This is a genomic window from Streptomyces sp. NPDC052496 (assembly GCF_040679095.1).
Taxonomy (GTDB): Bacteria; Actinomycetota; Actinomycetes; order Streptomycetales; family Streptomycetaceae; genus Streptomyces.
Window position 1 is genome coordinate 146136 of the sequence record NZ_JBFAUH010000004.1, and the last position, 12975, is coordinate 159110.

The 12975-nt window shown below is 71.5% G+C and carries 12 protein-coding genes; 7 read left to right on the forward strand and 5 right to left on the reverse strand.

What is annotated here, in order from left to right:
• The first annotated feature begins 12 nt into the window (after nucleotides 1-12).
• On the forward strand, nucleotides 13-294 hold the full coding sequence (locus AB0L45_RS07830) for a DUF2277 domain-containing protein (protein ID WP_365837241.1): 282 nt from the start codon (nucleotides 13-15) through the stop codon (nucleotides 292-294).
• Here AB0L45_RS07830 and AB0L45_RS07835 read toward each other — a convergent pair.
• The 4 genes from AB0L45_RS07835 to AB0L45_RS07850 form a co-directional block, all read right to left on the reverse strand.
• Nucleotides 243-1232 (reverse strand): endonuclease/exonuclease/phosphatase family protein, encoded by a 990-nt coding sequence (locus AB0L45_RS07835; protein WP_365837243.1) that lies wholly within the window; start codon nucleotides 1230-1232, stop codon nucleotides 243-245. The two genes, AB0L45_RS07830 and AB0L45_RS07835, sit on opposite strands and share 52 nt — an antisense overlap.
• Nucleotides 1233-1419: 187 nt before the next feature.
• A complete protein-coding gene (locus tag AB0L45_RS07840; protein WP_365837245.1) occupies nucleotides 1420-2037 on the reverse strand; it encodes a flavin reductase family protein in 618 nt (205 codons plus the stop codon).
• Between the two features lie 196 nt (nucleotides 2038-2233).
• Complete coding sequence (locus AB0L45_RS07845) at nucleotides 2234-2779, reverse strand: hypothetical protein (protein WP_365837247.1); 546 nt, start codon at nucleotides 2777-2779, stop codon at nucleotides 2234-2236.
• A 151-nt stretch (nucleotides 2780-2930) separates the two neighbouring features.
• Entirely contained in the window at nucleotides 2931-3245 is a 315-nt protein-coding gene (locus AB0L45_RS07850) for a hypothetical protein (protein ID WP_365837249.1), read from the reverse strand.
• Nucleotides 3246-3663: 418 nt separating this feature from the next.
• Here AB0L45_RS07850 and AB0L45_RS07855 point away from each other — a divergent pair, with 418 nt between their 5' ends.
• From AB0L45_RS07855 to AB0L45_RS07865, 3 genes are all read left to right on the forward strand, one after another.
• Nucleotides 3664-4818: a right-handed parallel beta-helix repeat-containing protein gene (locus AB0L45_RS07855; protein ID WP_365837251.1), complete on the forward strand. Its 1155-nt coding sequence runs from the start codon at nucleotides 3664-3666 to the stop codon at nucleotides 4816-4818.
• A gap of 267 nt (nucleotides 4819-5085) precedes the next feature.
• The gene (locus AB0L45_RS07860; RefSeq protein ID WP_365837253.1) at nucleotides 5086-5613 is read left to right on the forward strand and encodes a DUF4232 domain-containing protein; all 528 of its coding nucleotides are present in this window, start codon (nucleotides 5086-5088) and stop codon (nucleotides 5611-5613) included.
• Between the two features lie 367 nt (nucleotides 5614-5980).
• Entirely contained in the window at nucleotides 5981-7591 is a 1611-nt protein-coding gene (locus AB0L45_RS07865) for a M4 family metallopeptidase (protein WP_365837255.1), read from the forward strand.
• A 130-nt stretch (nucleotides 7592-7721) separates the two neighbouring features.
• Here the strand turns inward: AB0L45_RS07865 and AB0L45_RS07870 are convergent, their stop codons facing one another.
• A complete protein-coding gene (locus tag AB0L45_RS07870) occupies nucleotides 7722-8180 on the reverse strand; it encodes a nuclear transport factor 2 family protein (RefSeq protein WP_365837256.1) in 459 nt (152 codons plus the stop codon).
• Nucleotides 8181-8281: 101 nt separating this feature from the next.
• Here AB0L45_RS07870 and AB0L45_RS07875 point away from each other — a divergent pair, with 101 nt between their 5' ends.
• The 3 genes from AB0L45_RS07875 (at nucleotide 8282) to AB0L45_RS07885 (ending at nucleotide 12893) form a co-directional block, all read left to right on the forward strand.
• Nucleotides 8282-8869, forward strand: coding sequence for a helix-turn-helix domain-containing protein (locus AB0L45_RS07875; RefSeq protein WP_365837258.1), 588 nt, complete (start codon nucleotides 8282-8284; stop codon nucleotides 8867-8869).
• A gap of 328 nt (nucleotides 8870-9197) precedes the next feature.
• A complete protein-coding gene (locus AB0L45_RS07880) occupies nucleotides 9198-10445 on the forward strand; it encodes a HAMP domain-containing sensor histidine kinase (RefSeq protein WP_365837491.1) in 1248 nt (415 codons plus the stop codon).
• A gap of 279 nt (nucleotides 10446-10724) precedes the next feature.
• The gene (locus AB0L45_RS07885) at nucleotides 10725-12893 is read left to right on the forward strand and encodes a glycosyltransferase family 39 protein (RefSeq protein WP_365837260.1); all 2169 of its coding nucleotides are present in this window, start codon (nucleotides 10725-10727) and stop codon (nucleotides 12891-12893) included.
• Nucleotides 12894-12975 lie beyond the last annotated feature (82 nt).

Below are 12975 nucleotides of genomic sequence, written 5' to 3' on the forward strand. Positions count from 1 at the left end.
CACACTGGAGGTATGTGCCGCAGCATCAAGACGCTCAGGCCGCCTGTCACGCCCGACGTGTCCGAGGAGGACATACGGGCCGCGGCCCTTCAGTACGTCCGCAAGGTCTCCGGGTTCCGCGCGCCGGCCGAGCACAACCGGGAGGTGTTCGAGCAGGCCGTGGACGCGGTGGCGGCCGCGACGCACGACCTGCTGGCCGGGCTCCGGGTACGGGGCGGAGGCAGCCGTGGCGGCGGTGCGGCTCAGGCCTTGGACGGCTCGGGCAGTTCGAGCAGCGCCCGCACCGGCAGGTGATCGCTGGGGAACTGGCCGTCCTCGGAGAACGTGTCGATCACGGCGCGACGGGTCCGGACCGACGGTGAGGTGAGGATCCAGTCGATCCGTTCGCCGTCCCGCACCAGCGGCCGGTAGCCGTGGAACGTGGCGTACGCAGTGCTGCGCGAGTCGGCCGTGTCCCAGCTGTCCACGAGCGCGCCCCGGCTCAGCATGGTGTCGTACACGGGGTTGTGGTGGGCGGGGACGTTGAAGTCGCCGGTGACGATGCGCGGGAGGGCCGGGTCCAGGGCGCGGAGCCGGTCGGTGATCAGGGCCGCGGAGCGCTCGCGTGAGTACTGGTTGAGGTGGTCGAGGTGGGTGTTGAGGGCGTAGAACTCCCCGCCGGTCCGCAGATCCCGGAAGCGTACCCATGTCGCCATCCGGATGACCGTGTTGCCCCACGTCGCGGAACCGATCAGATACGGGGTGTCGGAGAGCCAGAAGTGGTCGTACTCGACCGGGGCCAGTCGGTGGATGTCGTAGAAGAGGGCGGCGAACTCGTCGCGGCTGCCGCCGGCCCGGCCCGTGCCCAGCCAGGCGTAATCGTCGCCGAGGTCGTCCGCGATGTCCTGGAGCTGGTGGTAGAGGCCCTCCTGCGTGCCGAGCAGGTGCGGTGCGGCGCGGTGCAGCAAGTCCCGCATGACCGGGCGGCGTTCGGGCCAGGAGTTGGGGCGCTGGTCCGAGGCGTACCGGAGGTTGAACGTCATGGCGCGCAGCCGCCGGTCGCCCCGTGCGGCGTGCGCGGTGCCGCCTCCGTAGGCCAGGGCAGGCGTACCGACCGCCGTCGCCGCGACGGCCCGCAGTGCGGTACGGCGGCTGAACGGCCCTACGGAGGCGCGAGGGGCGCCCGTGAGGTCCGGTGCCGGGCCCAGTGGGAGTTCCGGCACCGCGGCGGAGCACCCCGTCGATCTCGTCATCGCATCTCCAGTGGCCGGTGGCCCGCTACGCCTGCGGGCCGGGTCACTGCAGAGTCCCGGAGACCGGGGTGATGCGGAAGTGGACACGAGGGAGAGGGGAACAGAACGCGCTACTCCCCGCCTGCCGCTCAGGCGTCCGGACTCCCCCGCCTGCCGCTCAGGCTTCCGGTACTCCCCCGCCCGCCCGTCAGGCTTCCGCTGCCGGGCCCCGCCAGTCCGCGTACCGGATGCGCGAGATCTCCCGTACGTCGCCGATCGTGCCCCACTCCTCCTTGCCCAGCCGGGACAGCGGCCGCATCCTGCGGATCTCGGGGTGGCCGTCGGTCATGACCTCCTCCGACACCGCGGCGTGCACCACCCGGCCGAAGACGACGGTCGAGTCGCCGAACCGCGTCGTGCTGTGCAGCTCGCACTCGAAGGCCACCGGCGAGGCCGCGACCCGCGGCGGCTTGACCCGCAGGCTCGGCTCGGGGGCCACTCCCACCTCGTCGAACTCGCTCACCCCGGGCGGGAAGTCGGTCGCCGTCTCATTGATCTGCCCGGCGAGTTCCTCCGGGGCCAGGTTCACCACGAACTGGCCGGTTTCCTCGATGTTGCGGAGCGAATCCTTCCGTCCGACGGCCGAGAACTGCAGGATGGGCGGCGCGACGCAGGCGATGTTGAAGAAGGAGTGCGGAGCCAGATTGGCCACGCCCGCACCGGAGATGGTGGACACCCAGGCGATGGGCCGCGGGACCACGGTCGCCGTGAGCAGCCGGTAGAAGCCTTGCCGGTCGTACTGTGCAGGGTCGAAGTCGATACGCATGAAGATCAGTATCCATCCCTGCCGGTCCGCGGCCCAGCGCCTCCGGGACGGACCGCCCGTGCGACGCCCCGGCCGGCGCGCGTGCCGGGGCACCGCCGCGTACGGCGACCCCGACGCGTACGGGAAAGCAGGTGGCGGGACTCCGGGCGCGGTGTACCCGGTGCGACATCATCGCTCTCCGGCCACCCACCCCCGGCTACCTGATGAATTGCACGCTCGCGAAAGTCAGCGCGTCGGAGTGCTCCTGCTTCCGGAGGAAGTGATCCGCCGTACCTCGGCAGGATTCTTCGCTGCGCCAGATCTCGGCCGTCTTGTTCGTCGCATTGTAGACGTACCCGTCACTTTCCAGCGTGAAGCAGGCATTGCTACGGGGATTGTGCAGCGTCTTCACCCGACCGGCTTCCCGGTACCGGAAGTAGCCAGAATTCGGCCGCGGCCTGAACAGGACACTGTTGAACGCCGCCCGCGCCTCCTGCTGGGGCTGCACCTTCCGCAAGAAATTCCCTGAGCAATTGTCCGAGGAATACAGCTCCGCCGGGACATCAGTCATGTTCCAGGCCCGCCCGGAAGCCCGCAGATAGGTGTGGCAACCGGCCGCCGAGAAGTCCCTGATCGTGTGGACGGGGCCGGGCTCGGTGTATTCGAAGTATCCGGTGGTCGTCGCGGCAGGTGGCGCTGTCACCACCGTGAGCAGGAACGACGCGACGACCACCGCCAGGGTGTGCCTTCGCCGGTGCGTCATGGCACCGTCTCCTTTCCTCGGGCCGGGGCACGGCCGGCGTGCCCGTACGGCGCGTGGGTCCGTTGCGGGCCGGGCCGCGCCGGCCCGCCCGCCCACCCGAGGTGCGGTGGAAGGGCAGGGCCGGCGCGGCGGACCGGCGCGGTGCGACCGGTCAGCGAATGAATTCCACGCTCCGGAATTCCACGTCCGCACCGTGCTGTCGCGGCCTCAGGAACTGGGTCGCGGTTCCCTCACAGTCGTCCCGCGACGCATAGAGCGCGACGACCTTGTTGGTGCCGTTGTAGGCCCGGCCGTTCCCCTCGATCGTGTGGCAGGTATTGCTCCGCGGGTTGTCGAGCTGGTCCTGCTGGTTCGACGGCGTGGTGTACAGGAAGAATCCCGTCGTCCCCAGGGCGGGCGTGGTCGCGCCGAGAGCGACCGCCGTCGCGATACCCAGGCCGGCGAGGATACGGGGAATGCGCTTCATGCGAAGTCTCCTACTGTGGGGGGTGAACACTGCGGGGATGAACCTCGTGCTGCAGCAATTAAATTGGCGCGGCGGCAGCAGCGGCAAGACGTTCCGACGTCACCAAATGAGCGAGTTTGACGCGGCCCCGATGTTACTTATTTCCACGGCGGGAGACGCGGGGAGCCGGGCCCGGAAATCACTTTTCAACGCCTGGAATTCACCGGCTCAATCCCCCTGTCTCAATATGCGACGAGGATAAGCGTCCGCGGCTCCGGACCGGACCGAGCGGGCCGGGCACGCCCTCGCCCCGTACGCCCGGAACATTCCGCCCCGCACGGCAACCTTTCCGCCCGCCGCGGTGACAAGGACGTGTGCGGCCCCGGGCAGCGAGCCCGGCCGGCCGCCGTTCCCGTCCCCCACGAAAGGAACAACTGCCGTGAGCAGCACCACCGGTCGCCACCGCAGGACCCGCACCCTGACCGTCGCCACCGCCGTCGCCCTGACCGCCGGTGCCGGCGGCGCCTGGCTGGCACTCGCCCCCGGCACGGCCGGGGCGGCCTCCCAGACGGTCGTCGTCTCGTCCACCGCGGCCCTCCAGGACGCCGTCGCGCACGCCGAGGCCGGCACCACCATCCAGGTGCGCGGCGGTACGTACTACCCGACGAGCAGCCTGAAGAGTTCCGCGAACGGCACGCCCGCGGCCCGTATCACCCTCGCCGCGTACGGCAGCGAGAAGGTGCGGATCGACGGTTCGAAGCTGCCGGCCGGCTCCTGGCTGGCCGGGATATCCGGTGACTACTGGACGGTCCAGAACCTCACCTTCCAGAAGTCGCCCGCGCACGGCTTCGTCGCCACGTCCTCCACCGGCGGCATCTTCAAGAACCTGGTCACCGCCGACAACGGCAACTCGGGCTTCACCCTGCGCGGTGAGGGCACCGACGACAATCTCGTACAGAATCTGGACAGTCACGGCAATGTCGACCGCGCCACGCACGGCCAGAACGCCGACGGCATCGCCGTGAAGTTCGGTTCGGGCAAGGGCAACCGGATCACCGGGGCGCGGCTGTTCGACAACGCGGACGACGGTCTGGACCTCTGGAAGTTCGCCGGTCCGGTCACCATCGAGCACACCTGGGCCTACGGCAACGGCAAGAACCGCTGGAACGTCCCCGCCTTCGAGGGCAACGGCAACGGCTTCAAGCTGGGCGGCGGCGGTACGGTCGCCGCCCACACGGTGACGGACAACGCGGCCTGGGACAACTCGATGCACGGCTTCACCGAGAACAGCAACCCCGGCGCCACCGTCCTCCGGCGCAACACCGCGTACGCCAACAAGAAGGCGGGCTTCTACTTCGCCAAGGGCAAGGGCCGCCTGGCGAAGAACCTGGCCGTCTCCAACGGCGACGCGCCGGTGAAGCTGGGTTCCGCCGCCGTGTCGGCCGGGAACAACTGGGACCGCGGCGTGGCGACGCCGGCGTTCCGGTCCACCGACGCCCGTACCGCGTACGGACCCCGCAAGGCGGACGGCTCGCTCCCGGCAACCACCTTCCTGACCACCGGGAACGCCCCGATCGGGTCGACCATGAACTGACCGGGGAGGCACGTTCCCGGCGCGCGGACGCCGCCCCGGCCACGTTCCGGGGCGGCCGTCGTGCACACCGCCGCGGGTTCCGGGACGTTAGCCGGGTGTTAGCCGATCATCAGCGTCCCCGCGCAGGGTGGACCGCACGGAAACGAGGAAGGCCGTACCGGCCCGCCGCCGCGTCCGGCACGTGTCGTGTCCCGTGCGTGGGGCAGGCGGGTGGGTGCATCACGAGCGTGTTCCCCGGGATGCCGGGGAAGAGGGAGTTGATCAACCATGCGTGGTCTGCGTACCGCTGCCGCCGTCGCCGCTGCCGCCGCCCTGGCCACCGGGGTGAGTACCGGTGCGGCTTCCGCCGCCGGGGCGGGGCCGGCCGGTGCCGGAGCGTGCCAGCCGGGGACGCTGAAGGTCTCCACGACGGACGCGGGCGGGAGCCAGGCCGGGATGAACCACGCGGGCACGTACCTGCGGATGGAGAACGTCGGCAAGAGCACTTGCACGATCTCCGGTTACCCGGGCCTGGCGCTGGAAGGCGCCGGACACACCGCGATCAAGACCCAGGCGCGGCACGGCGACACGTACTTCGCCAAGGACCCGGGCGTGCACCCGGTCACGCTCGCGCCGGGCAAGAGCGCCTACGCCGACCTGGTGTGGACGCACACCGGCGCGAACACCGCGTACGCCAAGTACGTGCAGGTCTCGCCCAGGGGCGGCAACGGTCACAACGTGCTCCCGTTCGACCAGGAAGTGGACAACGGCACGCTGTCCGTGACGGCCTGGTCGGCGAAGCTGCCCACCCCCTGAGGCAGCGTTCCCGTAGCGGCACCACCGCCGGCGAACGATACGGAGGCCCGGCGCCCGATGGCGGCGCCGGGCCTCCGGCATGCGGTACGGCGGTGATGTGCGCCGGGGCGGATCCGCCACTCCCACGTCTCCACTCGCCACCCACTGTTCACAAAAGTGGTCCCTAGCGACCAGAAATCGGCGACAAACAACCGCATATCGTCAAACCCCCTGTGAAATCCTTGTTGAAGACCTGACAAACACGGTCGGTTGATGGCAGTCTCCTCTCGATTCACTCCTGCACCACCGGGCGGCCCGACAGGGCTCGCCCTCCCCCTCATTCGGGCCGAAACCGTACGGTCCGCGCTAGGAGACTGAGTTGAGACGCATGACCTCCACCCCCCGCAAGTACACCCTCCGTGCCGCCGCCCTGGTCGCCTCCGCCGCGATGGTCGCGGTCACCGTCCAGACCGGCTCGGCGACCGCGCAGCCCGACGCCGCGACCGGCGCGAACGCCGTCGCGCTGTCCGCCCAGCAGCGGGTGACCGCGATCAAGAGCGCGCAGGCGGAAGCCGCCGTCACCGCGCAGAAGATCGGCCTCAGCGGTCAGGAGAAGCTCGTCGCCCGTGACGTCATCAAGGACGCGGACGGCACGGTGCACACGCGCTACGAGCGCACGTACGAGGGCCTGCCGGTCCTCGGCGGGGACCTGGTCGTCCATGAGAAGAAGAGCGGCGCCCGCACGGTCGACAAGGCGACGCAGGCCAAGATAGCCGTGCCCACCACGGACGCCGCGCAGCCGGCGACGGCCGCGAAGAAGAGCGCGCTGTCCGCCTCGGCCGCCGAGAAGAACACCAAGGCCGAGGCCAAGAACGCGCCGCGCAAGGTGATCTGGGCCGCCACCGGCAAGCCCGTACTGGCCTACGAGACGGTGGTGACCGGCGTCCAGAAGGACGGCACGCCGAGCGAACTGCACGTCGTCACCGACGCGAAGACCGGGGCCAAGCTCTTCCAGGACGAGACGATCGAGACCGGTACGGGCACCAGCACGTACAGCGGCACCGTCCCGCTCACCACCACCAAGAGCGGCAGCACCTACAACCTCACCGACGGCGCCCGCGGCGGCCACAAGACGTACGACCTGCGCCAGGGCACGTCCGGCACCGGCACGCTCTTCACCGACGCCGACGACACGTGGGGCGGCGGCCGGCAGACCGCGGCCGTCGACGCGCACTACGGTGCGGCGGTCACCTGGGACTACTACAAGAACGTGCACGGCCGCAACGGCATCCGCAACGACGGCAAGGCCGCCTACTCCCGCGTCCACTACGGCAACAGCTACGTCAACGCGTTCTGGCAGGACACCTGCTTCTGCATGACGTACGGCGACGGCGAGAACAACAGCAACCCGCTGACCTCGCTGGACGTGGCCGCCCACGAGATGAGCCACGGCGTCACCGCGGCCACCGCGCGGCTCAACTACAGCGGCGAGTCCGGCGGCCTGAACGAGGCGACGTCCGACATCTTCGGCACGGCGGCCGAGTTCTACGCCAACAACGCGGCCGACAAGGGCGACTACCTCATCGGCGAGAAGATCGACATCAACGGTGACGGCAGCCCGCTGCGCTACATGGACAAGCCCTCCAAGGACGGCGCGTCCAAGGACTACTGGTCCTCGTCGCTGGGCAACGTCGACGTGCACTACTCCTCGGGCCCGGCCAACCACTGGTTCTACCTGCTCTCCGAGGGCAGCGGCAGCAAGACGATCAACGGCGTGACCTACAACAGCCCGACCTACGACAACTCGAAGGTCACCGGCATCGGCCGCAGCAAGGCCGAGAAGATCTGGTACCGCGCGCTGACCACGTACTTCACCTCCACCACGAAGTACGCGGGCGCCCGCACCGGCACGCTGAAGGCCGCCGCCGACCTGTACGGCGCCAGCAGCACCGAGTACAAGACGGTCGCGGCCGCCTGGACCGCGATCAACGTGAAGTAAGCGTCGTCCGACGCAGGTCCCGGCGCGCGCGTCGTCGTCAGCGGCGCGCCGGGCCACCGCGCACCGCGCACCGCCGGATGTCCCGGCGGTGCGCGGTGCGTCGGGGTGCCGGGCCCCGCGACGGCTCAGGTCACCACACCGGGATCAGGGCCCGGTCCTCCGCCGCCGGCCGCGGGCCGAAGACGCGCCGCTCCTGAGCGCCGATCCGTACGTCGTTGATGCTCGCCTCGCGCCGCCGCATCAGCCCCTCCGCGGTGAACTCCCACAGCTCGTTGCCATAGCTGCGCCACCACTGGCCCGTGGCGTCGTGGAACTCGTACTGGAACCGCACCGCGATCCGGTCGTCCTGGAAGGACCACAGCTCCTTGCGCAGCGCGTAGTCGAGCTCCCGCGCCCACTTCTCGCGGAGGAAGGCCGTGATCTCGGCGCGGCCGGTGAGGAACGTGTTCCGGTTCCGCCAGACCGAGTCCTCGGTGTACGCGCGGGCGACGTGTTCGGGGTCGCGGGTGTTCCAGGCGTCCTCGGCGGCCCGTACCTTCTTCAGCGCGCTCTCCCGGTCGAACGGCGGGAGCGGGGGTCGTGGTGTCATGACGGACTCCTTGCAGGAGGAACCACACGGAGAACGGACGTTCTCCATGGCGTCCGCTACTCTACGAGAACGATCGTTCTCGGCGATAGCGGGAGGCCGCAGTGCATCAGGAAGAAGCCCGGGTACGGCTGCTCGACGCCGCCGAGGAGCTGTTCTACGCCCGCGGCATCCAGGCCGTGGGCATGGACGAGATCCGCGCCGCGTCCGGCGTGTCCCTGAAGCGGCTGTACCAGTCCTTCCCCTCCAAGCACGAGCTGGTCGAGGCCTACCTGCGGCACCGCGACGAGCGCTGGCGCGCGGCCCTCGCCGCCCACGTGCAGGAACACGCCGCCGCGCCCGGGGACGCGCCGGCAGCCGTCTTCGACTGGCTGCACGCCTGGTTCACCGCACCGGGCTTCCGGGGCTGCGCCTTCATCAACGCCTTCGGCGAGCTGGGCGCCGTCTCGGAGGGCGTGGCCCGCGCCGCACGCGACCACAAGGACGCCGTGCACGCGTACGTCGCCGGCCTCGTACGGGAGCTGCCCGCCGGCGATCCGGCGGCGCTGGCCGAACAGCTGGCGCTGCTGATCGACGGCGCCATCACGACGGCCACGATCAGCGGCGACCCGGACACCGCGCTGCGCGCACGCGATGCCGCCGTGACGCTGGTGACGGCGGCGACGGCGCAGGCGGCCGGGGCGGAGCGCTGAGAGAGCGGCCCCGCCGCTGGACGCACGGTCCGGAGCCGGGGCTGCGCCACACGCGGTAACAGCACCGTTCGCCCTCTTATGGACGTTCGTTACGCGATCGCCGGATTGCCGCAATGGAGGGGAGCCAACATCATGTTCGACGTAGGGTTCCCTTCCGGCCCGCGCCCCCGTGACCACCGACTGGAAACACTGTGCACCTCCCCCGCTCCGCCCCCGCACCCCGGCAGGCCGTACGGTGAGCGCCGGTACGGCGGGGACGGGCCGGCACCGGTGGCGACGGCTGCCGTCCTGGACGGCGACGCTGCGGTGGAAGGCCGCGCTGTTCATCATGGTCATGTGCTGCTTCCTGGCCACGGTGCTCGGCGTACTGGTCCATGTCCTGGTCAGCCGGCAGTCCGAGGACCAGGCCCGGAACGCGGCGCTGGACCGGCTGAACTCGGTGGTCGAGACGTACGTCGCCGGTGAGCCGCTCGGCCGCGACGCGCGGCTGGACCCGCCGGACCTGCCGCCCGCGCTGCGCGACATGGCCCACCGGGGCCGGCGCGGCACCCAGCTCGGCGAGCACGACGGCCGCCTGACGATGTGGGCGGTGACACCGGCCGACGGAAAGGCGCTGGCCGTCGGCCAGGACTTCAGCCAGCGGGCGGCCGTCATCAGCGGCCTCGACCAGGCCATCATCGGTTCGGCGGCCGTCGCCATCACACTGACCCTCGTCGTCGGCCTCTACGCCACCAACAACGTCACCCGGCGGCTGCACCACACCGCCCAGGTGGCGCGCCGTATCAGCGACGGCGACCTCGACGCGCGGGTGGACGACCCCCGCGCCCGGTGCCCCGGGTACGCGCGGGACGAGACCGCCGCCGTGGCCGCCGCCCTCGACGCGATGGCCGCGAGCCTGCAGAGCAAGCTGCACAGCGAGCAGCGCTTCACCGCCGACGTGGCCCACGAGCTGCGCACCCCGCTCACCGGCCTGCACGCGGCCGCCGAGCTGCTGCCCGCCGGGCGGCCCACCGAGATGGTCCAGGAGCGCGTCCAGGCCATGCGCCGGCTGACCGAGGACCTGCTGGAGATCTCCCGGCTGGACGCCGAGGTGGAGCGCGCCGACCTGGACGTGCACCGGCTCGGGCCGCTGGCCGAGCGCGCGGTGCGGGCCACCGGGCTGGCGGCCGAGGTCCGGGTGGTGCGGGACTGCCGGGTGGAGACCGACCAGCGGCGGCTGGAGCGCGTCCTGGGCAATCTCGTCGCCAACGCGCACAAACACGGCCGCCCGCCGGTGGTCCTGACCGTCGACGGGCCGGTCGTCACGGTGCGCGACCACGGCGACGGTTACCCCGACGAACTGCTCACCGAGGGGCCGCAGCGTTTCCGTACCCGCTCCCGGGACGGCAGGAAGGGCGGCGGACACGGCCTCGGGCTGACGATCGCCGTGGGGCAGGCGCGCGTCCTCGGTACGACGCTGCGCTTCTCCAACGCTCCCGACGGCGGAGCCGTCGCCGAAGTCACCGTCCGCCGTCCGGACACGGACCGGCGTCCCGCGACGGGCGGGGCCCCGTCGGCGGAGGACGGCGCGGCGTAGTACCGCGGAACCGCCCGGCCGCCCGGCCACCCCGTCGGCGCCCCGCGCATTGTCCGGGATGCAGGCTCCGTCCGCCGCGCTGAGCTGCCCGGTCAACTCCCGGACAACATCTGGTCAATCGCCTCCTTTGCCCGGCCCGTCACAGGGAACCACCATCGGCACGCAGCACGCGTACCCGAACGGGTGACGGACGTCCCGCCACGTCCGTCTCGTACACGCCCGTCCCACACGTCGTCCCGTACGCGTCCGTGTCCCGCGACCAGGGAGCCCTCGTCGACCATGTCCGCATCCTCCGCCTCCACGCCACCCACCCCGGCGGCCGCCGCCCCAGCACGCCCGTCCCCGCTCGCTCCAGCGCCTCGACGCGCCCGCCGCCGCTGGGAGTTGTGGCGCTCACCCGAGGACCAGCCCCTCTGGGCCCGCCCCGCCCTGCTCGGCATCGCCGCCGCAGCCGCACTGCTGTACGCGTGGAACATCACCACCAGCGGCCTGGCCCCGTACTACTCCGTCGCCGCCCGCAGCATGACCGAGAGCTGGAAAGCATTCCTCTTCACCGCCTACGACCCCTCCGCCACCATCACCCTCGACAAAATCGGCGGCTTCCTGTGGCCCCAGGCCCTCTCCGCCCGCCTCTTCGGCTTCCACGACTGGGCCCTGACCCTGCCCCAATGCCTCGAAGGCGTCATCACCGTCCTGGTCCTCCACCGCGTCGTACGCCGCTGGCAGGGCCCCGCCACCGCCCTCCTCGCCGCCACCCTGTTCACCCTCACCCCCGTCACCGCCTCCCTCTTCGGCCACGCCATCCCCGACGCCGCACTGATCATGTGCCTGGTCCTCGCGGCGGATCAGGGGCAACGGGCCGCGCAGAGCGGCCGGTCGGGCCCGCTGCTGCTCGCCGGGGTCTGGGTGGGCCTGGGGTTCCAGGCCAAGATGATGCAGGCCTGGCTCATCGTCCCCGCCCTCACCCTCGCCTACCTCGTCACCGCGCCGGTCCCCTTCCGCAAGCGGCTCGGTCACGTACTGACCGCCGGCGCGGTCATGGCCGCGGTGTCGCTGTCCTGGGTGCTGATGATGACGTTCACCCCGAAGGACGTACGCCCGTACGTGGACGGCACGACGGACAACAGCGCCTTCTCCATGGTCTTCGGCTACAACGGCTTCTCCCGGCTCGGGCAGACGGAGAGCGCCACGGCCCGGACGGGCGCGGCGGCCGGCGGGGCCCCGGGCACGCGGACCGGGGACAACCACGACGCGAAGACCGGGAACAGCGGCGGCGCGAAGCCCAGCGGCACCAGCGGCGCGAAGAACCGCACCCGGACCATCTCCGGCTCGGACACGGGAAACGTCGCCTGGTACAAGCTGCTCAGCACCCGCCTGACGGCGCAGATCGGCTGGCTCTACCCGCTCGCGGCCATCGGTCTCGTCCTCGGCCTCCTCCGCTGCCGCAAGCGCCCCCGTACGGACCGGACGCGCGCCGGATACCTGCTGTGGGGCACCTGGCTGGTGGCCACGGCGGCGGTGCTGAGCTTCACGCCCGTACCGCACACGGCGTACGTAGCGGCGCTGGCCCCTTCCCTCGCGGCCCTGTCCGCCGCCGGGACCGTCGCCCTGTGGCGCGCCCGCCTCACGGGGCACAGCAGCAGCCGCTACGCCCGTGCCGCCCTTCCTGCCGTCATCGCCCTCCAGGCCGCCTGGGCGGTCTTCCTCGCGCTCCGCCACCCGGACTTCGTCCCGTGGCTGACGCCGCTCGTCGCGGCGGCGGCGCTGCTCGGCATCGTGGCACTCTCCCGCGAGCGCCGGGCCCGCCGCCTGTCCGTCGTCGGCCTGGCCGCCGGCTGTCTCGCCCTGTTCGCCGCCCCGGCCACCTGGTCGCTGTCCGTACTGGACACGCGGTACGCGGGGTCGGCGTTCGACGCCCACGCGGGGCCGGACGGTCCCGGTTCGTTCAGCCATGTCGCGCTGTCCGACGGTCCTCCGCAGCGTTCCACGCCCGACAGCAGCCGTCAGGACCTGTCCCCTGCCGAGCGGCGTCTCCTCGACTACGCGAGGCAGCACAGCGGCCCGGCGGAGTACATCCTCTCCTCGGGCCCCGGCTGGGCCCGGGCCCGGGGCGTTCTGGCGACGGGCCTGCCCGTCCTGCCGCTCGGCGGGGCCTCGGGCCGGGTGCCGTCGGTCACCCTCGCCGCGTACCGGCACCTCGTCGCTTCGGGCGCGCTGCGCTTCGCGCTGCTCGACGTGCCGGGCGGGAGCAGCCGCGGCGGCGCGGACGACGGCGCCGCCACCTCCGAGAACGAGAAGATCGACGCCTGGGTGCGCGCCCACTGCACACGGGTCGACCCGCGGGAGTACGGCGGCGAACCGGCCGCCTCCAGCTCTTCCACCGCGTCCGAAGGCCGTTCGGCGTCCGGCCCCGGCTCCCTCTACGACTGTTCCTCGCAAGCGAGTTGACCCGGCCGCGGTGCCCGGGGCCGGTGGCACCACCGGTCCCGGGCACCGCGTCGCCTTGTACGCTGGGCTCCTGTCCGACGCC

Bases quoted from the DNA above. Each gene is read 5' to 3' on its own strand.
- AB0L45_RS07835 (WP_365837243.1), bottom strand. From the start codon at position 1,232: ATGACGAGATCGACGGGGTGCTCCGCCGCGGTGCCGGAACTCCCACTG.
- AB0L45_RS07880 (WP_365837491.1), top strand. From the start codon at position 9,198: ATGGTCATGTGCTGCTTCCTGGCCACGGTGCTCGGCGTACTGGTCCAT.
- AB0L45_RS07865 (WP_365837255.1), top strand. From the start codon at position 5,981: ATGACCTCCACCCCCCGCAAGTACACCCTCCGTGCCGCCGCCCTGGTC.
- AB0L45_RS07860 (WP_365837253.1), top strand. From the start codon at position 5,086: ATGCGTGGTCTGCGTACCGCTGCCGCCGTCGCCGCTGCCGCCGCCCTG.
- AB0L45_RS07885 (WP_365837260.1), top strand. From the start codon at position 10,725: ATGTCCGCATCCTCCGCCTCCACGCCACCCACCCCGGCGGCCGCCGCC.
- AB0L45_RS07870 (WP_365837256.1), bottom strand. From the start codon at position 8,180: ATGACACCACGACCCCCGCTCCCGCCGTTCGACCGGGAGAGCGCGCTG.
- AB0L45_RS07845 (WP_365837247.1), bottom strand. From the start codon at position 2,779: ATGACGCACCGGCGAAGGCACACCCTGGCGGTGGTCGTCGCGTCGTTC.
- AB0L45_RS07850 (WP_365837249.1), bottom strand. From the start codon at position 3,245: ATGAAGCGCATTCCCCGTATCCTCGCCGGCCTGGGTATCGCGACGGCG.
- AB0L45_RS07830 (WP_365837241.1), top strand. From the start codon at position 13: ATGTGCCGCAGCATCAAGACGCTCAGGCCGCCTGTCACGCCCGACGTG.
- AB0L45_RS07840 (WP_365837245.1), bottom strand. From the start codon at position 2,037: ATGCGTATCGACTTCGACCCTGCACAGTACGACCGGCAAGGCTTCTAC.